General features: G+C 74.2%; 15 protein-coding genes. 12 read left to right on the top strand and 3 right to left on the bottom strand.

Annotated features, from left to right (window positions below):
- Positions 1-90 precede the first annotated feature (90 nt).
- The 5 genes from FHX32_RS04175 to FHX32_RS04155 all read left to right on the top strand — a co-directional run bounded on the left by FHX32_RS04175 (position 91) and on the right by FHX32_RS04155 (position 11,726).
- Positions 91-3,387 (top strand): efflux RND transporter permease subunit, encoded by a 3,297-nt coding sequence (locus FHX32_RS04175; protein WP_167179540.1) that lies wholly within the window; start codon positions 91-93, stop codon positions 3,385-3,387.
- A gap of 102 nt (positions 3,388-3,489) precedes the next feature.
- Complete coding sequence (locus tag FHX32_RS04170) at positions 3,490-4,734, top strand: MFS transporter (RefSeq protein WP_167179539.1); 1,245 nt, start codon at positions 3,490-3,492, stop codon at positions 4,732-4,734.
- Positions 4,735-4,828: 94 nt separating this feature from the next.
- The gene (thrB, locus tag FHX32_RS04165; RefSeq protein WP_167179538.1) at positions 4,829-5,773 is read left to right on the top strand and encodes a homoserine kinase; all 945 of its coding nucleotides are present in this window, start codon (positions 4,829-4,831) and stop codon (positions 5,771-5,773) included.
- Positions 5,774-6,067: 294 nt separating this feature from the next.
- Positions 6,068-8,041 carry a transcription termination factor Rho gene (gene rho / locus FHX32_RS04160; protein ID WP_167179537.1) on the top strand — a complete coding sequence of 658 codons (1,974 nt, stop codon included), beginning with the start codon at positions 6,068-6,070 and terminating at the stop codon, positions 8,039-8,041.
- A 181-nt stretch (positions 8,042-8,222) separates the two neighbouring features.
- Positions 8,223-11,726, top strand: coding sequence for a phosphodiester glycosidase family protein (locus FHX32_RS04155; protein ID WP_167179536.1), 3,504 nt, complete (start codon positions 8,223-8,225; stop codon positions 11,724-11,726).
- A 46-nt stretch (positions 11,727-11,772) separates the two neighbouring features.
- On the opposite strand, the gene FHX32_RS04150 is transcribed toward FHX32_RS04155, so the two are convergent.
- Positions 11,773-12,669 (bottom strand): phosphatase domain-containing protein, encoded by an 897-nt coding sequence (locus FHX32_RS04150; RefSeq protein ID WP_167179535.1) that lies wholly within the window; start codon positions 12,667-12,669, stop codon positions 11,773-11,775.
- A gap of 331 nt (positions 12,670-13,000) precedes the next feature.
- Between FHX32_RS04150 and rpmE the strand changes: the two genes are divergently transcribed.
- Together rpmE and prfA are read left to right on the top strand one after the other, a co-directional pair.
- Positions 13,001-13,225 (top strand): 50S ribosomal protein L31, encoded by a 225-nt coding sequence (gene rpmE / locus FHX32_RS04145; protein WP_012184056.1) that lies wholly within the window; start codon positions 13,001-13,003, stop codon positions 13,223-13,225.
- Positions 13,226-13,317: 92 nt separating this feature from the next.
- Positions 13,318-14,406, top strand: coding sequence for a peptide chain release factor 1 (gene prfA, locus FHX32_RS04140; RefSeq protein ID WP_167179534.1), 1,089 nt, complete (start codon positions 13,318-13,320; stop codon positions 14,404-14,406).
- 125 nt (positions 14,407-14,531) lie between these two features.
- Here prfA and FHX32_RS04135 read toward each other — a convergent pair whose 3' ends face one another.
- Positions 14,532-16,082, bottom strand: coding sequence for a GGDEF domain-containing protein (locus tag FHX32_RS04135; RefSeq protein WP_167179533.1), 1,551 nt, complete (start codon positions 16,080-16,082; stop codon positions 14,532-14,534).
- Between the two features lie 82 nt (positions 16,083-16,164).
- Between FHX32_RS04135 and prmC the strand changes: the two genes are divergently transcribed.
- The 5 genes from prmC to FHX32_RS04110 are packed head-to-tail and all read left to right on the top strand — an operon-like array spanning position 16,165 to position 20,717.
- Positions 16,165-17,103, top strand: coding sequence for a peptide chain release factor N(5)-glutamine methyltransferase (gene prmC, locus FHX32_RS04130; protein WP_486481075.1), 939 nt, complete (start codon positions 16,165-16,167; stop codon positions 17,101-17,103).
- Positions 17,082-17,750 (top strand): L-threonylcarbamoyladenylate synthase, encoded by a 669-nt coding sequence (locus FHX32_RS04125; protein WP_486480902.1) that lies wholly within the window; start codon positions 17,082-17,084, stop codon positions 17,748-17,750. The genes prmC and FHX32_RS04125 overlap by 22 nt, the downstream gene beginning before the upstream one ends.
- Entirely contained in the window at positions 17,751-18,362 is a 612-nt protein-coding gene (locus FHX32_RS04120; RefSeq protein ID WP_167179531.1) for an arsenate reductase/protein-tyrosine-phosphatase family protein, read from the top strand.
- Between the two features lie 35 nt (positions 18,363-18,397).
- Positions 18,398-18,577, top strand: coding sequence for a hypothetical protein (locus tag FHX32_RS04115; protein WP_167179530.1), 180 nt, complete (start codon positions 18,398-18,400; stop codon positions 18,575-18,577).
- A gap of 28 nt (positions 18,578-18,605) precedes the next feature.
- Complete coding sequence (locus FHX32_RS04110; RefSeq protein WP_167179529.1) at positions 18,606-20,717, top strand: transglycosylase domain-containing protein; 2,112 nt, start codon at positions 18,606-18,608, stop codon at positions 20,715-20,717.
- On the opposite strand, the gene FHX32_RS04105 is transcribed toward FHX32_RS04110, so the two are convergent.
- On the bottom strand, positions 20,692-22,188 hold the full coding sequence (locus tag FHX32_RS04105) for an SDR family oxidoreductase (RefSeq protein WP_167179528.1): 1,497 nt from the start codon (positions 22,186-22,188) through the stop codon (positions 20,692-20,694). The genes FHX32_RS04110 and FHX32_RS04105 overlap by 26 nt on opposite strands.
- Between the last annotated feature and the right edge of the window lie 18 nt (positions 22,189-22,206).

The raw sequence follows: 22,206 nt of genomic DNA, 5'->3' as shown, positions 1-22,206 counted from the left end.
GCGGGACGGAGGGCGGGGGCGCGCGGGGTGGGGGAGATCGGGTCGGGCACACTCTCCGTATCCACCCATCCCTCTTCAGGAGCCGAGCCGATGTCGCTGCTCGCCAGATTCAGCCTTGCCAACCGAGGGCTGGTCGCCCTCATCGCGGTGGTGGCCACGGCGTTCGGAGCGTTCGCCGTACCGTCGCTCAAGCAGCAGCTGCTGCCATCGCTGGAGTTCCCGGCCGCGTTCGTGGTGGCCGCCTACCCCGGCGCCGGCCCGGAGATCGTCGAATCGCAGGTCACCGAGCCCATCGAGACCAGCCTCCAGGGCATCCCGGGGCTGGAGGAGGTCACCTCGACCTCCCGCGAGGGCTTCGCGACCGTCCAGGTGCTCTACAAGTTCGGCACCGACCTGGACGACGTGGTCAACAAGATGCAGACCGCGTTGAGCCGGATCGACACACAGTTGCCGGAGAACGTCGACCCGCAGGTCATTGCGGGTAGCACGGACGACCTGCCGGCCGTGGTGCTGGCCGCGTCCGGCGGCGACGACCAGCGCGTGCTCGCCGAGCGGCTGCGCGGCACGGTGGTGGCGGAGCTGGAGGCGATCGACGGGGTCCGGTCGGTCGACGTCACCGGCACCCGGGACCAGGTCGTGGTGATCAGCCCCGACCCGGCGAAGCTGGCGGCGGCGAAGCTCCAGCCCACCGCGATCGGCACCGCGCTGAAGACCAACGGCGTGACGATCCCGGTCGGCACGGTCACCGAAGGCACCGAGGCGCTGCCGGTGCAGGTCGGCACCCCGCTCGGCACGCTGGACGACCTGCGCGGCATCGTGGTCGTCCCGGCGGCGGGCAAGACCGGCCCGGTGCTGCTGGGTGACGTGGCCACCGTCTCCGAGCAGACCGCCCCGGCCACCGCGATCACCCGCACCAACGGCAAGGACAGCCTGGGCATCGCGATCACCGCGAGCCCGGACGGCAACGCGGTGGAGATCTCCCACGAGATCCGCGACCGGCTCGCCCAGCTGCGCGAGGCCTCCGGCGCCGAGTTGACCATCGTCTTCGACCAGGCGCCGTTCGTCGAGAAGTCCATCGAGAGCTTGACCACCGAGGGCCTGCTCGGCCTGGTGATGGCGGTCGTGGTGATCCTGGTCTTCCTGCTGTCGGTACGGTCCACAGTGGTCACCGCGGTCTCCATCCCGCTATCCGTGGTGGTTGCGCTGATCGCGCTCTGGATCGGCGACTACTCGCTCAACCTGCTCACTCTCGGCGCGCTGACCATCGCCGTCGGTCGGGTGGTGGACGACTCGATCGTGGTGCTGGAGAACATCAAACGGCACCTGGAGTACGGCGAGGAGAAGATCCACGCGATCCGCACCGCGGTCCGCGAGGTGGCCGGCGCGGTGACCGCGTCCACCCTGACCACGGTCGCCGTCTTCGCCCCCATCGCCCTGGTCGGCGGTTTCGTCGGGCAGCTCTTCGCGCCGTTCGCGATCACCGTCACGGTGGCCCTGCTCGCCTCGCTGCTGGTCTCGCTGACCGTCATTCCGGTGCTCGCCTACTGGTTCCTGAAGCCGCAGGGCGACACGCCGGACGACGAGGCGGTACGCCGGGCGGCGGAGGAGAATGAGCTGCGCAGCCCGTTGCAGCGGGCGTACCTGCCGGTGATCGGGTTCGCCACCCGGAAGCGGGCCACCCGCTGGATCACCCTGGGGCTCGGCGTGCTGGTGCTGTTCGGCACGTTCGGCCTGTCCCGGCAGCTGGAGACCAACTTCCTCGACGACTCCGGCCAGGACACCCTGAGCATCCGCCAGGAGCTGCCGGTCGGGACCGGGCTGGCCGGCACCGACGCGGCGGCCCGCCAGGTCGAGGCGGTGCTGGAGCGGACCGCGGGCGTCGAGACGTACCAGCTGACCGCCGGGGCCGGTGACACCCCGTGGGCGGGCGGCGGCGGCAACAACGTCGCCACCTGGTCCCTCTCGCTCAGCGACGACACCGACGCCAAGGAGATGCGGGGCATCCTGCGCAAGGAGTTCGACGCCCTCGGCGCGGGCGCGGGCGAGTTCAGCTTCGGTGGCGGGCAGGGCGCCGCGGCCAACCAGATCGAGGTGGTAATCCAGGCCAGCGACCCGGCGACGCTGGACCGGGCCGCCAAGGAGACCCAGGCGGCGCTGGCCGGGATCGCCGGCGTGGAGGACGTCGCCAGCAGCCTGGCCGCCGAGGTGGAGCGGGTGGAGGTGACCGTCGACCGGGTCGCCGCCGGTCGGTTCGGCCTCACCGAGGCGGCCGTCGGCCAGCTGGTGTCGCAGGCCTTCCGCGGCGCCCCGCTCGGCCAGGTGACGCTCGACGGCGGGCAGCGGGACGCGGTGCTGCGGCTGTCCGCCGTGCCGCCGACCACGGTGGAACAGCTGCGCGCGCTGCCGGTCGGCCCGGTGAAGCTGGACGACATCGCCGACATCGCCACCACGGCGGGTCCGCAGCAGGTGACCCGGATCGACGGCGAGCGCAGCGTCTCGGTGACCGGCACGGCCACCGGCTCCAACCTCGGGGCGACCAGCCAGGAGCTGCAGCGCCGGCTGGACGGCATCGACGTGCCGGGCGCGACGTTCCGGATCGGCGGCGTCAGCGCCGACCAGGAGGAGGCCTTCGCCGACCTCGGCCTGGCGGTGCTGGCGGCGATCGCGATCGTCTTCCTGATCATGGTGGCGACGTTCCGGAGCATCACCCAGGCGCTGATCCTGTTGATCTCCATCCCGTTCGCCGCGACCGGCGCGATCGCGCTGCTGCTGGGCACCGGCACCCCGCTCGGCGTGCCGGCGCTGATCGGTGTGCTCATGCTGGTCGGCATCGTGGTGACCAACGCGATAGTGCTGCTGGACCTGGTCAACCAGTACCGGGCCCAGGGCCTCGGCGTGGCCGAGGCGGTGGTCGAGGGCGGACGGCGGCGGCTGCGGCCGATCCTGATGACCGCGGTGGCCACCATCTTCGCGCTGCTGCCGATGGCGTTCGGGCTCACCGGGGAGGGCGGCTTCATCTCCAAGCCGCTGGCCATCGTGGTGATCGGCGGTCTGCTCAGCTCCACGCTGCTGACCCTGATCCTGGTGCCGACGCTCTACGCCATGGTGGAGCACACCAAGGAGTCGATCCGACAGCGGCGCCGGCGTCGCCGGGACGGTTCCGCCGCTGCCACCCCGGCCGAGCCGGCCCCGCCGGTCGAGGGCGGGGAGCCCGCGGCGGAGCGGGAACCGGCAGCCGCCGTCCCGGCCGGCGGGACCGGTGACCGGGAGCGCGCCGAGCCGGCGCCCCGCCCGGCCCCGTCGGCCGCGCTGGTGGACGGCACCGACCAGTTCGAGGTGCTGCGGCTGCCGAAGAGCCGCACCTCGCCGCTGCCGCCGACGGAGTAATCCCGGCCGCACCGCGTACGCCCCCGACGGGTCTCCTGTCGGGGGCGTACGCTGTCCGCGCTCCGACGGTTCCGCGGTGGCCTGACGGGTAGGGTCCGGTCCGTGGCGTCCACCCTCTCGGTCCTCACCCGCAACCGGAACTTCCGCAACCTCTTCCTGGCCGAGCTGGTGGTCTTCGGCGCCGACTGGTTCGTCATGGTGCCGCTGCTCGTGCTCCTGCCGAAGCTGACCGGCAGCGGGGTGTGGGGCGCGCTGGTGCTCGCGGTGGACACCGGGATCGTGGCGCTGCTGCTGCCGTACACCGGCACCGTGGCCGACCGGTTCGACCGGCGGAAGATCATGATCGCGGCCAACGTCGCCGCGCTGTTCGGCGTGCTGCTGCTGCTCGGTGTCCGCGACGCCGGCACCGCGTGGCTGGCTCTGCTGGGCATCGGCGTGGTCGCGGTGGCCAAGGCGTTCTACTCCCCGGCGGCCCAGGCCGCCCTGCCCAACGTCCTCGAGCCGGACGAGCTGGCCGCCGGCAACGCCGTCGCCGGGTCGGCCTGGGGCACGATGACCATCGTCGGCGCATCGCTCGGCGGCGTGCTCAACGGGGAGGTCGGCCCGTACGTCTGTTTCTGGGTGGCCGCGGTCGGTTTGGTGCTCGCGGCCGGGCTGGCCGCGTTCATCCGCCGGCCGTTGCAGGCGCCGCGGGAGAGCGGGCGGCCGACGCCGCAGACCTGGGCCGCGGTCGGCGAGGCGCTGCGCTACATCGGGCACCGGCCCCGGGTGCTGGCGCTGGTCACCGTGAAGTCGGCGGTGGGCCTGGGCAACGGCGTGCTGACCGTCTTTCCGCTGCTGGCCGGGGTGTACGGGGCCGGCTCGACGGGGACCGGCCTGCTCTTCGCGGTCCGCGGGGCGGGCGCGCTGGTCGGGCCGATCCTGATGCGCCGGGTGCTGACCAACCGCTCCTGGCTGCTGCCGGGCCTGGCCCTGTCGATGTCGCTGTACGGGCTGTCCTACCTCGGCATCTCGCTGGTCGACTGGTTCCCGCTGGTGCTGGCGCTGGTCTTCGTCGCCCACTTCGCGGGTGGCAGCAACTGGGTGATGTCGAACTTCGCGTTGCAGGGTGAGGTGCCGGACCGGTTGCGGGGACGGGTCTTCGCCACCGACATGATGCTGGCGACGCTGGCCATCTCGGTCAGCCAGCTGGTGGTGGCCGCCGTGGTGGACACGGTCGACGAGCGGGTGGTGCTGGCCGGCTGCGGTCTGGTCACGCTGGTCTACGCGGTCGGCTGGCGGATCGCCACCCGGCGGCTCTCGCTCTCCGACCCGGTCGCCGAGCCGGACCCGACCGCCGTCCGGTAGCCGCCGGCCGTGGGCCCACCCGGTGGCCTCCGTCCGGGGTCCCAGGGTGCGGACGGCGACCCGTGCTGTCGGTGCCGGGCCATAGCATGAGCCGGTGCCGACGACTTTCGCGCCCGGGCCGGTCCGGGTCCGGGTTCCCGCCACCAGCGCCAACCTGGGGCCGGGCTTCGACGCGCTCGGGCTGGCCCTGACCCTCTACGACGACGTGGCGGCCGAGGTCACCTCGGGCGGCGTGGCGGTGACCGTCGCCGGGCAGGGCGCCGGTGAGCTGCCGGCCGACGACCGGCACCTGGTGGTGCGGGCCATGCGGGTGGCCTTCGACGCCCTCGGCGCGCAGCCGCCCGGGCTGGCGGTCGAGTGCGTCAACCGCATCCCGCAGGCCCGCGGGCTCGGGTCCTCCTCGGCGGCGATCGTGGCCGGGGTGCTGCTGGCCCGGGCCCTGGTGGCCGACGGCGAGCGGCGGCTCGACGGCGCCGGCGCGCTGCGGCTGGCGGCCGAGATCGAGGGCCACCCCGACAACGTGGCCCCCTGTCTGCTCGGCGGGTTCACCCTGGCCTGGACGGAGTCGTCCGGCGCCCGGGCGGTGTCGCTGCCGGTCGCCGAGGGCGTCCGCCCCACCGTCTTCGTACCCGAGGAGCGGGGCCTGACCGCCACCGCGCGGGCGGCGCTGCCGGCGACCGTGCCGCACCGCGACGCGGCGTTCAACGCCGGCCGGGCGGCCCTGCTGGTGCACGCGCTGACCACGGATCCCGCGCTGCTGCTGCCGGGCACCGTAGACCGGCTGCACCAGGAATACCGCGCGCCCGGCATGCCCGGCACCGCCGCCCTGGTCGACGCGCTGCGTGCGGCCGGTGTGGCGGCTGTGGTCAGTGGGGCGGGGCCGACCGTGCTGGCGCTGACCGAGCCGCCGGAAGGCTTCGCGGCGGGAACAGGTTGGCAGGTTCAGCGGTTGCAGACAGACGTAGGCGGCGCACAGGTCGCCCGGGGTAGACTTGGACACGCGGAGCGGGACCCTGTTGCCGCAGGTCGGAAGAGTTGATTACGCTCTAGACTTAGCACAGCCGCGAAGCATGCGATCTCCTGCGGGTCGGCGCACCCCCGAAGCTTTCGGCGGTAAGCCCGTCACCCCTGCCTAGGCCCACGCCGCACCGCAGTTTCCACAGGTCGCCGCAGACGGCGAGACCTGCTCACCGACGCTGGTGAGTCGGGAGACCGACCGGCTGCTGTGTCACAGACTCCCGCGACGCGTCCATGCGAGGCGGGTGCACCGAGGCCGCCCGGCCACCTGCTGTTCGACTCCGGGCAGTCCCGGCCTATCGAGGGAAGGAATCCATTGAGCGACACCACCGACGTGACGTCGGATGTTTCCAACGTCGCTGGCGATGCCACCACCGCCGCTCCCGCCCGTCGTCGGCGTAGCGGCACCGGTCTGTCGGCGATGCTGCTGCCAGAGCTGCAGAGCCTGGCCGCGTCGCTCGGCATCTCCGGTACGGCTCGCATGCGCAAGGGCGAGCTGATCAGCGCGATCTCCGAGCGGCAGGGCGGCGCCGGCGCCGGGACCCCTCGACCGCGGGCCGAGGTTGCGGCCGCGGCCGCTCCCGCCCGTGACGAGGTCCACGCCGAGGTACGGGAGACCGGCGAGCGGCCGGAGGCCGAGCGGCGCACCGCGGAGACCCCCGCGGCGCCGGCGGCCGCCGAGTCCGAGGGCCGGGGCCGGTCCCGGCGTAGCCGGGCCGCCGCAGCCGAGGCGCGGGCCGAGGAGGCCACCGCCGAGACCGGCGAGCGGGCCGAGCGCGGCGAGGGCCGCGGCGGCCGCGACCGTGCCGAGCGCGGCGAGCGGACCGCCGAGCGCGCGGAGCGCGGTGAGCGGGCCGAGCGTGCCGAGCGGGCCGAGCGCGGCGATCGCAACGAGCGTGGCGATCGCAACGAGCGGGGTGACCGCAACGAGCGTGGCGAGCGCGCCGAGCGTGGCGAGCGTGGCGAGCGCGCCGAGCGTGGCGAGCGCAACGACCGGGGCGACCGCGGGCAGCGCGCCGAGCGTGACAACGACTCCGACGACGAGGGCGAGGGCGGCGGCCGGCGTGGCCGGCGCAGCCGGTTCCGCGACCGTCGGCGGGGCCGGGGCGAGCGCGCCGAGGGCGGCGACGGCGGGCGCGAGCCGCAGGTCAGCGAGGACGACGTGCTCGTCCCGGTGGCCGGCATCATCGACGTGCTCGACAACTACGCCTTCGTGCGGACCACCGGCTACCTGGCCGGCCCGAACGACGTCTACGTCTCGATGTCCCAGATCAAGAAGTACGGCCTGCGGCGCGGTGACGCGATCACCGGTGCGGTGCGCGCGGCCCGGGACGGCGAGCAGCGGCGGGACAAGTACAACCCGCTGGTCCGGCTGGACACCATCAACGGGATGGAGCCCGACGAGGCCAAGCGCCGGCCGGAGTTCTACAAGCTGACCCCGCTGTACCCGCAGGAGCGGCTGCGGCTGGAGACCGAGCCGCACATCCTCACCACCCGGGTGATCGACCTGGTCATGCCGATCGGCAAGGGCCAGCGGGCGCTCATCGTCTCGCCGCCGAAGGCCGGTAAGACGATGGTGCTGCAGGCGATCGCGAACGCGATCACGCACAACAACCCGGAGTGCCACCTGATGGTGGTGCTGGTCGACGAGCGGCCCGAAGAGGTCACCGACATGCAGCGGTCGGTGAAGGGCGAGGTCATCGCGGCGACGTTCGACCGTCCGCCGCAGGACCACACCACGGTCGCGGAGCTGGCGATCGAGCGGGCGAAGCGGCTGGTCGAGCTGGGCCACGACGTGGTCGTGCTGCTCGACTCGGTGACCCGCCTCGGTCGGTCGTACAACCTGGCGGCGCCGGCCAGCGGCCGGATCATGTCGGGTGGTATCGACTCCACCGCGCTCTACCCGCCGAAGCGCTTCCTCGGCGCGGCCCGCAACATCGAGAACGGCGGCTCGCTGACCATCCTCGCCACCGCGCTGGTGGAGACCGGGTCCATGGCGGACACGGTCATCTTCGAGGAGTTCAAGGGCACCGGTAACGCGGAGCTGAAGCTGGACCGGAAGATCGCCGACAAGCGGACCTTCCCGGCCATCGACATCCACCCGTCCGGCACCCGCAAGGAGGAGATCCTGCTCGCGCCGGAGGAGCTGGCCATCGTCCACAAGCTCCGCAAGGTGCTGCACTCGCTGGACTCGCAGGCGGCCCTGGACCTGCTGCTCGACAAGCTCAAGCAGACCCGGACCAACATCGAGTTCCTGATGCAGATCGCCAAGTCGACGCCGGGGGAGTGACCCTCCCCGGGTGACGGACGACAAGGGGCACGGCCGGTCGGCCGTGCCCCTTCGTCGTGCCGGCGGCCACCGGCCGTTCAGCTCCCCGCCGGTGGCCACGCCCGCTCGGGTGCCGAAGTTTTCCTTCGGTTCAGTCGTAGAGTATTGAAACTTCTATTCATTGTCCGGTTGACTGTCGTCCATGCGTACCCGCAGACGATCCGCCCGGCTCGCCGGCGTCCTGCTGATGACGCCGTTGCTCACCCTGGCCGGCCCTGTGCCGGCGACCGCCGGGGCGCCGGCCCCGACGCCCGACCGCTTCGCCACCGCCGCCGAGGATGCGCCGCGCGCCTCCTCCCATCCCACGGGCTCCGTGACGCTGGCCGGCGACCCGGCCGCGAGCACGGCGGCAGCCGGGGCGCCGACCGGCGTGGAGCCGGCCGGCGGCCTGGAGACCACGAAGACCACCCGTCCGGTCGCCCCCGGCCTGGAGCTCACCTCGTTCGACCGGTACGACGCGGACGGCTGGCTGCGCGCCGACGCGCTCACCGCCGACCTGACCGGCGGCGTCACCGTCGACTACGTCAACTCGGGCGTGGTGAGCCGGGCCGAGCCGCTGCGTGGGGCGGTGGACGCCGCCCGCGCCGTCGCCGCGGTCAACGGGGACTTCTTCGACATCAACAACTCCGGCGCCGCGCAGGGCGTCGGCATCCAGAGCGGCAAGCTGGTGCAGTCCGCGGTCAGCGGGCACCGCAACGCCGTCGCGATCACCACCGAGGGCCTCGGCCGGGTGATCGAGGTGAACTTCGACGGCACGGCGACCCTGCCCACCGGGCCGGTGCCGCTGACCCAGTTCAACAACATGGTCCAGACCAACGGCATCGGCGTGTTCACCGCGCTCTGGGGCTCGTACACCCGGGAGCGGACGGTCGCCGGGGCCAGCCGGGTCACCGAGGTCGTGGTGGTGGACGGCCGGGTGGCGAGCGTGGACACGACGGCCGGCAGCGGGCCGATCCCGGCCGGCACCACCGTGCTGCTCGGCCGGGAGGCCGGCGCCGACGCGCTCGCCGGGCTGCGCCCGGGCGACCCGGTGGACGTCGCCTACCAGCCCAAGCCGGCAGACGGCAGCACCCTGCACGCGGCGGTCGGTGGCGGCAACGTGCTGGTCCGCGACGGCGTGGTGCAGAGCATCGCGGACGCGTCGCTGGCGCCGCGGACCGCTGTCGGGTTCTCCGCCGACGGCCGCCGCATGATCATGCTCACCGTGGACGGCCGGCAGGTGGACAGCCGCGGCGTCACGCAGACCGAGATGGGCCGGATGATGGCCGAACTCGGCGCGCACCACGCGCTGAACTTGGACGGCGGCGGCTCCTCCACGCTGCTCGCCCGGGAGCCCGGCGCGGCCGCGGTGCAGGTCGAGAACAGCCCGTCGGACGGCACCGAACGCGCCGTGCCCAACGGCCTCGCGCTCTACGCGCCGAAGGGCAGCGGCCGGCTCACCGGCTACTGGCTGGAGACCGCCAGCGACCCGACCACCGCGCCGGGAGTCTCCCCGGTGCGCGGCGGCCACCCCGACCGGGTCTTCCCGGGCCTCACCCGGCGGCTCACCGCCGCCGGCTACGACGAGACGTACGGCCCGGCGGCCGGCGCGCCCAGGTGGCGGGCCGACCCGGCGGTGCACGGCGTGGTCGACCGCGAGGGCCGCTTCCGGGCCGGGCTGCCCGGCCGTACCACGGTCACCGCCTGGCGCGGCGAAGCTCGGGGCAACCTCGACCTGACCGTGCTCGGGCCGCTGGCCCGAATCGACTCCACAGTGGACAGGGTCGGGCTGACCGCCACCGGCGGCACCGCGCTGTTCGGCGTGGTCGGCTACGACGCCGAGGGCAACACCGCCCCGATCGAGCCCGCCGACCTGCGGCTCGACTACGACCGGGAGCTGCTGGACATCACCCCGACCGCGGACGGCAACCTCTCCGTGACCGCCCGGCGCGACACCGGGTCCGCCCTGGTCACCGTCCACGTCGGCCGGAGCAGCACGGCAGTGCCGGTCACCGTCGGGCTCACCGACGTGCCGGTGGCCACCTTCGACGACGCGGCGTCCTGGCGGTTCAGCCAGGCCCGGGCCAGCGGCGCGGTCGCCCCGGCGCCCGGGCACACCGGCACCGGCCTGCGGATGACGTACGACTTCAGCCAGTCCACCGGCACCCGGGCCGCGTACGCGGACCCGCCGGCCTGGATCCCGGTCGCCGGCCAGCCGCAGGCGTTCGGGATGTGGATCCACGGCAACGGCACCGGCGAGTGGCCCAGCCTGCACCTGCACGACGCGCAGGACACCCAGCACGTGCTGCGCGGCCCCTACGTCACCTGGACCGGCTGGCGGTACGTCGAGTTCACCGTCCCGGCCGGGGTGCAGTACCCGGTGCGGATCCGCCGCTTCTACGTGGCGGAGACCAACGCCGCCGCGCAGTACCGCAGCGAAGTGATCATCGACGACCTGGTGGCCCGGGTGCCGCCGACGGTCGACGTGCCGACGGAGGCGCCGCGTACCGACCGGGTGGTGCTGCGCGACGGCGGCGTCGACGACGCCCCGTGGCGGTTCGCGGTGCTGTCCGACGCGCAGTTCGTCGCCGCCGACCCGGACAGCGACCTGGTCGCCCAGGCCCGCCGTACGCTGCGCGAGGTCAAGGCGGCCCGGCCGGACTTCCTGGTGATCAACGGTGACTTCGTGGACACCGCGTACCCGGCCGACTTCGCGCTGGCGAAACGGGTGCTGGACGAGGAGCTGGGCGGGGAACTGCCGTACTACTACGTGCCCGGCAACCACGAGATCATGGGCGCCCCGATCAGCAACTTCCGGGCCGTCTTCGGCGACACCGAGCGGGTCTTCGACCACAAGGGCACCCGGTTCGTCACGCTGAACTCGTCCACCGGCTCGCTCCGCGGCGGCGGCTTCGACCAGGTCCGGATGCTGCGCGAGGCGCTGGACTCCGCGGCCGGCGACCCGGCCGTCGGCTCGGTGGTCGTACTGCACCACCACCCGCCGCGCGACCCGAGCCCGGCCAAGGCCAGCCAGCTCGGCGACCGGAAGGAGGCGGCGCTGCTGGAGCAGTGGCTGGCCGACTTCCAGCACCGCACCGGCAAGGGCGCGCTCTTCGTCGGCGGGCACGTCGGCACGTTCCACGCCGACCGGGTCGACGGGGTGCCGTACGTGATCAACGGCAACGCCGGCAAGAACCCGTCCACCCCGGCCGACCAGGGCGGCTTCACCGGCTGGACGGAGTTCGGGGTGGACCCGGTGAGCCCGGCCGAGGCCGACCGGGCCCGCCGCGACCCGCTCGCCGAGGGGCCGCGCTGGGTGAGCGCCGAGACGCACGCCCACGTCGACCAGCTCGCGCTGGCGGCGCCGGCGACCGTCGCGGTCGGCGCACCGGCGACCGTCACCGCCACGGTCACCCAGCCGGGTGGGCGTACGGTGCCGGTGGCCGCGCCGGTGAGCGCGGACTGGTCCGCCTCGCCGAACCTGCACATCGGCCCGGCCGCCGGGCTGCGACCGTGGCACGTGGCCCGCTTCGACCCGGTCACCGGGCGGCTCACCGCGCTGCGCCCGGGCGCCCAGGTCACCCTCGCCGTCGAGGTCAACGGCGAACGGGCGCAGGCGAGCATCGCCCTGACCGCGGCGACGGCGGCGGAGGCGCCCGCCGCCTGACCGCGCGCCGGTGGGTTCCCCGCGGACGGCGGGGAGCCCACCGGGGTCAGAAGTCGCCCTCGGCCACCTGGAAGACGGTCAGGCCGAGGTCGCGCCACATCCGCACCACCTGCTGGCGGTCGTCGAAGACGCCCACCACCCGGTACCGGTCCCGGACCTCGCGCTCGTAGATCTCGCGCTTGACGACCGAGTCCTTCCGCGAGTCGCCGACCGCCCGCAGGTGCAGGGCCAGGTACGGCACCCGCACGTGCCGGGCCAGCCACGCCTCGGTGTCGGCCCGGGCCGAGGCGTCCCGGCCGGAGCAGAAGACCACCCCGTGGCCGGCGGCGTGCATCGCCCGCACCGCCGCGATCACCGCCGGGTTCGGCTCGTCCTCGCCGACCCGGGTCATGTCGTACGGGCTGCGCGAGACGTTCAGCGCCACCGTGCCGTCGATGTCGACCAGCACGATCTCCGGCGGCTCGGCGGACGGGGGGTGCACCCGGGCGGGGCGGCCGGTGCGCGCCTGCGGCACCGGCAGCGGCAGCGGGCGCCCCTCCAGGTAGCGCTCGTGCAGCCGGCGGATGGCCGCCTCGCCGACCCGGTCCGCCTCTGGCCGCCCGGCGTCGCGGCGCAGGCATTCCGCCAGCGGCACGTCGGTGAAGTCGTGCACCTCGAACCCGGCGCCGTGCCGGGCGGCCAGGTCGGCCCAGTCCCGCAGCGTCCGGGAGCGCAGGTTGGTGTCGTCCACGCAGACGTCCGCCCCGGTCCGCAGCAGCGTCTCCACCTGGGCCCGCTGTGCCAGCGTCACCTGCCACTCCGCCCGCTGGGTGAAGAGCCGCTCGCCGTGCAGCATCCGGCGCAGGTCGTCCCGGTTGACCCGGACCACCCCGGGTTGCAGGGTGCGGGCGAAGGTGGTCTTGCCCGAGGCGGGCAGTCCCCGGGTCGCGATCAGGCGGGCCATCACTCACTCCGGTCGGCTCGGACGGGCGGGGCCGGAAGCGCTCGCCGGCCGGGGTCTCCGGCCGACGGATCGGCGGGCCGGCGTACCCCGGGCGGGGCACAGCCGTGCCCGGCGGTCCCGGGGTGAATGCCCCGCCAGGCGGCGGGAATGCGGCGGGGTGGGCCGGTGTTGTCGATGCCGGACCCGCTGTGCGGCCCGGTTGCCGGGTCGGCGTACGCCCATGGCACACTGGTCAATCGGCCACCGGTTCCGGTTCACGCCCGAGCCCGTCGCTCACCGCGACGGGTGGCGACGGCGACCCGGCGACCACCGACGAGAGGACCGAGGCGACATGAAGCCCAACATCCACCCGGAGTACGTGACCACCGAGGTCACCTGCTCCTGCGGCAACACCTTCACGACCCGCAGCACCGCCAAGGGCGGCTCGATCCACGTCGAGACCTGCAGCGCCTGCCACCCCTTCTACACCGGCAAGCAGCGCGTGCTCGACACCGCCGGTCGGGTCGCGAAGTTCCAGCAGAAGTACGCCAAGGTTCAGGCCAAGAAGGGCAAGTAACTTCTCGTTCGGCGCCCGCGTCCGGTTTCGTGCCGGACGCGGGCGCCGTCCGTATGTCCCCCGGTCCGTCGCGTCGAAGGAGCAACCCCAGCATGAGCAGCGAGCGCCTGGCCGCCCTCCTCGACGAGTACGCCGAACTGGAGAAGCGGCTGGCCGATCCGGCCATCCACGCCGACCAGGGCACCGCCCGACGGGTCGGCCGCCGGTACGCCGAGCTGGTCCCGCTGCACAAGGCCGCCGGTGAGCTGGAGCAGGCCCGGGCCGACCTGGCCGCCGCCCGCGAGTTGGCCGCCGAGGATCCCGCCTTCGCGGCCGAGGCCGAGTCCATCGCGGCGTCCCTGCCGGCGCTCGAGGAGCGCCTGGCCGAGCTGCTGATCCCGCGCGACCCGCACGACGCCAAGGACGTGATCGTCGAGATCAAGGCCGGCGAGGGTGGCGAGGAGTCCGCGCTCTTCGCCGCCGACCTGCTGCGGATGTACACCCGGTACGCCGAGCGGCGTGGCTGGCTGACCGAGGTGATCGATGCCCAGGACTCCGACCTCGGCGGGGTGAAGGACGTCTCGCTGGCGATCAAGACCAGGGGTGTGCCCGAGGGGGGCAACGGCGTCTGGTCGCGGCTGAAGTGGGAGGGCGGCGTGCACCGGGTGCAGCGCGTCCCGGTCACCGAGTCGCAGGGCCGGATCCACACCAGCGCGGCCGGCGTGCTGGTGCTGCCGGAGGCCGAGGACGTCGATGTCACCATCGACCCGAACGAGCTGCGGATCGACGTGTTCCGCTCGTCCGGCCCGGGCGGGCAGTCGGTGAACACCACCGACTCGGCGGTACGGATCACCCACCTGCCGACCGGGATCGTGGTCTCCTGCCAGAACGAGAAGTCCCAGCTGCAGAACCGCGAGCAGGCCATGCGGATCCTGCGCGCCCGGCTGCTGGCGGCGGCCCAGGAGCAGGCCGACGCGGCCGCCGCGGACGCCCGCAAGGCGCAGGTGCGCACGGTGGACCGTTCGGAGCGGATCCGCACCTACAACTTCCCGCAGAACCGGATCACCGACCACCGGATCGGCTACACCGCGTACAACCTGGACCTGGCCCTCGCCGGTGACCTGGACGGCGTGCTGGACGCCCTGACCGAGGCCGACCGTGCCGCCCGCCTGGCCGGCGACCCCGAACTGACCCGCCGCTGACCCACCCCACCCGCCCCCCCGCCCCTCCCCGCGGGCGGCCCGGGCCCGCACGTTCACTGAATGAGTGGCTGTTCCACGTGAAATAGCCACTCGTTCAGTGAAAGAGCGCCCAGTGGGTGGGTGGATCAGGAGGCGCGGGGGCGGGTCTTGGCGCGGAGCATCTCCCGGTCGGCGATCTCGAAGGCGGTTCCGAGCGCGTCGCGGAGGCCGGCGCCCGAGCCGGAGACCTCGGCGAACCCGATGCTGACCCCGACCGGGGTGCCCGGCACCAGCGACTCCCAGTCCTCGGTACGCACGGCGGCCTCGATCCGGCGGGCCACCTCGGCGGCCTCCGCCATCCCCGCGCCGGGCAGCACCACCACGAACTCGTCGCCGCCGTAGCGGGCCACGAAGTCGCCCCGGCGCATCACCCGGTTGATCACCCCGGCCACCCGTTGCAGCACCAGGTCGCCGGAGTGGTGCCCGTGCCGGGTGTTCACCGCCTTGAAGCCGTCCAGGTCGCAGACGCCGATCACCACCTGCTCGCCGCGGGCGACCACGGCGGCGATGTAGCGCTCCAGGCGGCGGCGGTTGGGCAGCCCGGTCAGCGGGTCGGTCAGTGCCTCGCCCTCGTAGCGGGCCGCCTCGCGGCGCATCTCCTCGTGGTCGATGCGGGCGGCGATGCCGTCGATGTAGACGTCCCGCAGCCGGTCGTTGCGCTGGGCGGCGAGCCGGAACGCCAGCCGGTCGGCCCGGTGCGCCGCCGCGTGGTCGCCGGCCCGGGACAGGGCGATGCTGCGCAGCCGGGCCGGTTCGGCGGCGCCAAGCGTCTCGCTGGAGACCCGGACGGACTCCAGCCGGGTGACCGCCTCGATCGGCCGTCCCTCGGCGATGGCCAGGCACACCTGGCCGAGTTCGCGCATGTCCCGGGCGCGGGCGCTGTCCCCGCCGTGGCCGAGCAGCCGGGCCGGTGCGGCGTCGGTGCCAACCTCCAGCCGGTCGCCCAGCGCCGCCTGCCGGGCGGCCGCGTAGCCGTACGCGGCGAGGCTGCTCGGGCGCAGCCGCCCGGCCCGCCCGCCGCGGATGAACCGGCCGAGGTCGGCGGCGACGTCGCGGAGCACCCGCAGGCAGCCGTCGCTGTCGCCGTTGTGGTCCAGCGCCACCGCGTTGCGCAGCCGGATGCCCGGCGCGGCGAAGGTTTCCTCGGGAATGCCGGCCGCCTGCCCGAGCTGGCGGGCCCGCTCGATGGCCCCGAGGGCGTAGCCGTGGAAGCTGAGGTACGAGTAGGCCATCGCCAGGTCGTGCCAACCCCAGGCGGTGTCCCGGTCCGGGTCGTTCACAGCGCTCAGCGCCCGGGCGGACTTGACCAGGTGGGTGACGCAGCGGTCCAGCGCGCCCTGGTGGTGGGCGGCGAGCGCGGCCAGTGCGTTCAGGTGCCCGTGCAGGTAGGGCTCGGCGAGGTCGCGGACGGCGCCGGAGGCCTCCTCGATGGCCCGGGTGAACTCCGCGGTGCGGCCCAGGTTGATCAGGGCGGAGAGCCGCTGCACCAGCGCGTCGGCCCGGGCGTACGGGTCGCTGGTGCTCCGGATCACCCGGTCGACCACGCCGTACGCCTCGGCGGACCGGCTCGCCTCCTGCAGCGCCCGGGACTGCCGCAGGGCGTCAACCTGGTCGGTGACCCGGTCGAGCCAGCCCACTCGCGACCTCCTGTCGGTGTGCGTCGGCACGCACCCGCTCGTAATGTGAACCGCGACGCTTCATGATTATGTCGTGACCATCGTGCCGCAACACCCGTCCGAAGGGACGAACCGGGAGCGTCCGTCCGTGGCGGTGCTCCGGGCGGCCCGCGTTCTGGCCGAGGCCGGGGTCGAGGCGGCGCGGGCGGAGGCTGAGCTGCTGGCCGCGTACGTGCTGGACGTGCCGCGCGGCCGGCTCGCCCTGGCGGACGGGTTCACCGCGGCGCAGCGCGACCGGTACGCGGCGCTGGTCGCCCGCCGGGCGGACCGGGAGCCGTTGCAGCACCTCACCGGCCGGGCCGCCTTCCGGCACCTGGAGCTGGCCGTCGGCCCGGGGGTGTTCGTGCCCCGCCCGGAGACCGAACTGCTCGCCGGCTGGGGCGTCGAGCAGGCCGCGCGGGTGGCCAACCCGCTGGTGGTGGACCTGTGCAGCGGCTGCGGCGCGATCGCCCTCGCGGTCGCCCAGGAGCTGCCGTCGGCCCGGGTGGTGGCGGTGGAGGGCTCGCCGGCGGCGCTGCCCTGGCTGCGACGCAACGCGGCCGAGCGGGCCGCGGCGGGGGACCGGCCGATCGAGGTGGTCGCCGCGGACGTCACCGCGCCGGACCTGCTGGCCGAGCTGGCCGGCCAGGTGGACGTGCTGCTCTGCAACCCGCCCTACGTGCCGGCCGCGGTGGCCGTGCCACCCGAGGTGGCCCGGCACGATCCGGCAAACGCGGTCTTCGGCGGACCCGACGGGCTGGCCGTGATCCGCCCGGTGGTGACCCGGTCGGCGGTGCTGCTGCGGCCGGGCGGCGCCCTCGGTGTGGAGCACGACGACAGCCACGGCCGGGTGGTGCCGGAGCTGCTCGCCGCCGACGGCCGGTACGCCGACATCGTCGACCATCCGGACCTGACCGGCCGGCCCCGGTTCGCCACCGCGTCCCGGCGAGCGGACGGTCAGCACCGGTCCACCGGCGCGGCGTGGCAGACTGGCTCCTCGTGATGCTCTACGACTGCCGGTCGCCCGCCGACCGGGACCGCGGCATCGCTGCGGCCATCGAGGCGGTCAAGAACGGCGAACTGGTCGTCCTGCCGACGGACACGGTCTACGGGATCGGCGCGGACGCGTTCACCCCGTACGCGGTCAAGGCGCTGCTCGACGCCAAGGGCCGGGGCCGGCAGATGCCGCCCCCGGTGCTGATCGGCTCCCGGCACACCCTCGACGGGCTGGTCTTCTCGCTGCCCCAGGCGGCCCGGGACCTGGTCGAGGCGTTCTGGCCCGGGGCGCTGACCATCGTGGTCGAGCACTCGCCGAGCCTGCAGTGGGACCTGGGGGAGAAGACCGGCACGGTGGCGGTGCGGATGCCGCTGCACCCGGTGGCCCTGGAGGTGCTGCGGGAGACCGGCCCGATGGCGGTCTCGTCGGCGAACAAGACCGGCCAGCCGGCCGCGGTCACCGCCGAGGAGGCGCGCGACCAGCTCGGCTACTCGGTGCGCGCGTACCTGGAGGCCGGGCCCTGCCCGGACCCGGTGCCGAGCACGATCGTGGACCTCACCGGCGAGGTGCCGCAGCTGCTCCGGCTCGGCGCCATCCCGCTGGAGAAGCTGCGCGACGTGGTGCCGGACATCGTCGAGAGCCAGGTGGCCTGAGTGCCCCCGTTCACCGTGCTGCACGTCTGCATGGGCAACATCTGCCGGTCGCCGATGGCCGAGCGGCTGCTCGCCCTCGCCGTCCGGGAACGGCTGTCCCGCCGCGGGCTCGACCCGGCCCGCGCGGACGAACTGCTGCACAGCCACAGCGCCGGCACCGGCGGCTGGCACGCCGGCGAGGAGATGAACCCGCCGGCGGCCCGCCAGGTCACCACCCGCGGCGGCAGCACCGAGGGATTCGCCGCCCGCAAGCTCCGCTCGGACCTCATCGACGCGGCCGACCTGGTCCTCACCGCCACCGCCGACCAGCAGGAGTACGTGGTGGCGCTGCGCCCGGACGCCGCCGAGCGCACCTTCGTGCTCGGCGAGTTCGGCCGGCTGCTGGCCGCGGTGGACGCCGCCGCGCTGCCTCCGGCCGAGGCCACCGGCGAGGCCGTGTACGCCCGCGGAGTGGCGCTGGTCGAGGCCGCCCACGCCGCCCGCCAGGGGGCCGGTCCGCTGCCCACCGACGATCTCGACGACCCGTGGGGGCGGGGCGACCAGTGCTTCAGCCGGGTCGCCGACGAGATCGAGGAGACCGTGCACCCCCTCGCCACAGCCCTGTTCCCCTGAGCCCACCTGCCCCACCCCGCCCCAGCGTGTCGATCATGAAGTTGTTGACCCGACACGCCGATGTGCGCGGCAACAACTTCATGGTCAACCCCGTCGGCGCGCTGCTGGACGACGTGTCCGGCGGCGCGTGTCGTGTCCGGCTCGCGAATTTCCTGCGGGTTTGCCGAAACACGGGGGCGAAAGGGGCGTTTCGGGTCATTCTGAACGGGTCCTAGCGCGATCCGGCTCCTGCGGGGAGAGCTGATGACCCGGGCCCATTTGCACCGACTGCTGACCATCCTGATCGCCGGCGTGCTGGCCGGCCTGGCCCTGGCGGCGGCGGCCCTGCCGGCCGCGCTGGTCTTCGGGATCGGCTTCTCGGCGCTCGCCGCGCCGTACGCGGAGCTGCCGAACACGCTGCGCACCCCGCCCACCGCCCAGCGGTCCAACCTGTACGCCGGCGACGGCACCACCCTGATCACCTCCTTCTACCAGGAGGACCGGGTGGACGTCCCGCTGGCCGAGGTGGCGCCGGTGATGCGCCAGGCGATCGTGGCCGCCGAGGACGCCCGGTTCCACCAGCACAGCGGGGTGGACCTGCGGGGCGTGGCCCGGGCCTTCACGGTCAACCAGGGCTCGGGCGAGACCCGGCAGGGCGCGTCCACGCTGACCATGCAGTACGTCCGCAACGTGCTGAGCAGCGACCCGCGGCTCAGCGAGGCGCAGCGGGCCGCGGCCACCGAGATCACCACCGCCCGCAAGATCCAGGAGATGCGATACGCGCTGGCGCTGGAGCGGGAGCTGAGCAAGGACCAGATCCTGGCCCGCTACCTGAACATCGCGTACTTCGGTGCCGGGGCGTACGGAGTGGCGGCCGCCAGCAAGCGCTACTTCTCCAAGGCGCCGGCCGACCTCACCCTCGGCGAGGCGGCCCTGCTGGCCGGTCTGGTCCGCTCCCCGCACAGCGACGACCCGATCAACGGGGACGCGGACAGCGCGCTGCGCCGCCGGGCGTACGTGCTGGACCGGCTGGTGGAGGCGGGGCAGGTGCCGGCCGAGGAGGCCGCCCGGGCCGCGGCCGAGCCGCTGAAGCTGCGCCCCAGCGAGACGCCGAACGACTGCACGGCGGTGCCCGAGGGGCACAACGACTGGGGCTACTTCTGCGACTGGTTCACCCGGTGGTGGAACGCCCAGCCGGCGTTCGGGGCCAGCGTGGACGAGCGGCAGCGGACGCTGCGCCGGGGCGGCTTTTCCATCGTCTCCTCGCTCGACCCGGCGGTGCAGCGCGCCGCCGCCGAGCAGGTACACCGGATCTACCGGGTGGACGACCGCCGGGCGATGCCGACCGCGGTGGTGCAGCCCGGCACCGGCCGGGTGCTGGCCATGGCGGTGAACCGGAACTACCGGGTGGATGCCAACCCGCCCGGGCAGAAGAACCGCCCGAACACGGTCAACCAGCTGGTCGCCGGCGGCGGGGCGATCGAGGGCTACCAGGCCGGCTCGACGTTCAAACTCTTCGCCATGCTGGCCGCCCTGGAGTCCGGGCTGCCGCTGCGCACCGAGTTCGACGCGCCGGACCGGATCGTCACCCGCTACCCGGCCTCCGGGGCGGCGAGCTGCGACGGCTACTGGTGCCCGGAGAACGCCAGCTCGTCCATGGCGGGCTGGCACGACATGTGGACCGCCTTCGGCGAGTCGGTGAACACGTACTTCGCCTGGCTGACCGAACGGGTCGGGGCGGACCGGGTGGTGGAGATGGCCGAGCGGCTCGGCATCGTGCTGCGCTCCCCGGACGACGCCCGGCTGGCCCGCCACGGCGCCCGCAACTGGGGCCCGTTCGTGCTCGGCGTGGCCACCACCACGCCGCTCGACCTGGCCGGCGCGTACGCCACGCTGGCGGCCGAGGGGACCTGGTGCGCGCCGCTGCCGGTCACCTCGATCACCGACGCGGCCGGCCGTCCGGTCGACGCGGCCAAGCCGGACTGCCGCCAGGTGATCGACACCGAGGTGGCCCGGGCGGCGGCGGACGCGGCCCGCTGCCCGGTCGGCGACCAGTCCATGTACAACCGCTGCGACGGTGGTACCGCGACCCGGCTGCGGGACCGGCTGGGCCGGCCGGTGGCCGGCAAGACGGGCAGCTCGGAGCGGTACGCCACGGAGACCGTGGTGGCGTTCACCCCGCAGCTCGCGGTCGCCGCGATCGCCGCGAACCCGGACGACCCGCGGGACGGGGTGGGTCAGGCGGTGCAGGGGCGGATGGTGGACGCGGTGGCCGAGGTGATGTCGTTCGCGCTGCGCGACCAGCCGGTGCGCGACTTCGTGCCGCCGAGCGAGGCGATCGCCTTCGAGATCAGCGGGGAGCGGACCGGGAACTGACCGACGACTCGGCCAGGTGCTCGGCGCCCCGGGCGATGTTGCGGGCCATCCCGCCGAAGACCACCGCGTGGAACGGGGCCACCGAACCCCAGTACGCGTGCCCGGCCAGGCCGTGCGGGAGGAAGACCGCCCGCTGGTGGTAGCGGCTGTGCCCGTCCTCGGCCGGCAGCACCCGCATCTCCAGCCAGGCCCGGCCGGGCAGCCGCATCTCGGCGCGCAGCCGCAGCAGCTCACCGGGGACGATCTCCTCCACCCGCCAGAAGTCCAGTGCCTCGCCGACCTGGAGCCGGTGCGGGTCGCGCCGCCCCCGGCGCAGCCCCACCCCGCCGATCAGCCGGTCCAACCAGCCACGCACCGACCAGGCGAGCGGGAAGGAGTACCAGCCGTGCTCCCCGCCGACCCCCTCGATCACGCGCCAGAGCGCGTCCGGCGGGGCGGCCACGGCGCGCTCCCGCATGTCGGTGTACGTGGTGCCGCCGGACCACTTCGGGTCGCTGGGCAGCGGTTCGGCCGGCGCGTCCGGGCCGCTCGCGTTCGACCACCGGGTCTCCACCGCGGCGTCGCGGATCTTGGCCAGCGCCAGCTCCACCGCCCGGTCGAAGCCGGTGAGCCCCTCCGGCGGGTCGGGGACGTACCGGGCGATGTCGTGCTCGCGGGCGACCGCCTCTTGCACCAGGCTCTCCACCAGCGGCCGGGCGATCGCGTTCGGGACCGGGGTGATCAGCCCGACCCAGAGCGAGGAGAGCGCCGGGGTCAGCGGCTTCACCGGCACGATGATCCGCCGGGGCAGCTCGGCCACCCGGGCGTAGCGCCGCATCATGTCCTCGAAGGTGAGCACGTCCGGCCCGCCGATGTCGAAGGCCCGGTTGACCTCCGGCGGCAGCTCCGCGCAGCCGACCAGGTAGCGCAGCACGTCGCGGACCGCGATCGGCTGGATCCGGTTGCGCACCCAGCGCGGGGTGACCATCATCGGCAGCCGCTCGGTGAGGTGGCGCAGCATCTCGAACGAGGCCGAGCCGGACCCGATGATCACGGCGGCCCGCAGCACGGCGGTCGGCACCCCGCTGTCCAGCAGGATCCGCCCCACCTCGGCCCGGGAGCGCAGGTGCGCCGAGGGGACCGACCGGTCGGCCGCCGGCTCCGGCCCGCCCAGGTAGACGATCCGGCGGACGCCCGCGGCGCGGGCCGCCGTCGCGAAGTTCGCCGCGGCCTCCCGGTCGGCGGCCTCGAAACCGGCCTGGCCGAGCGAGTGCACCAGGTAGTAGGCGACGTCCACGCCGTCGAGCGCGGCCGGCAGGGTGTCCGGCTTGCGCAGGTCGCCCTCGGCGACCTCGACCCGGCCCGCCCACGGCACGTCCCGCAGCCGGCCGGCCTTGCGGGCCAGGCAGCGTACGGTGTGGCCGTCGGCCAGCAGGCGAGGGGCGAGCCGCCCGCCGATGTACCCCGTTGCTCCGGTGACCAGGCATCTCACGATCCCCAGTCTGCGGCC

The organism is Micromonospora sp. CNZ280 (genome assembly GCF_011759515.1).
Note: the sequence above shows the minus strand (reverse complement) of the source record. Positions and strands in the feature narration are given on the sequence as shown.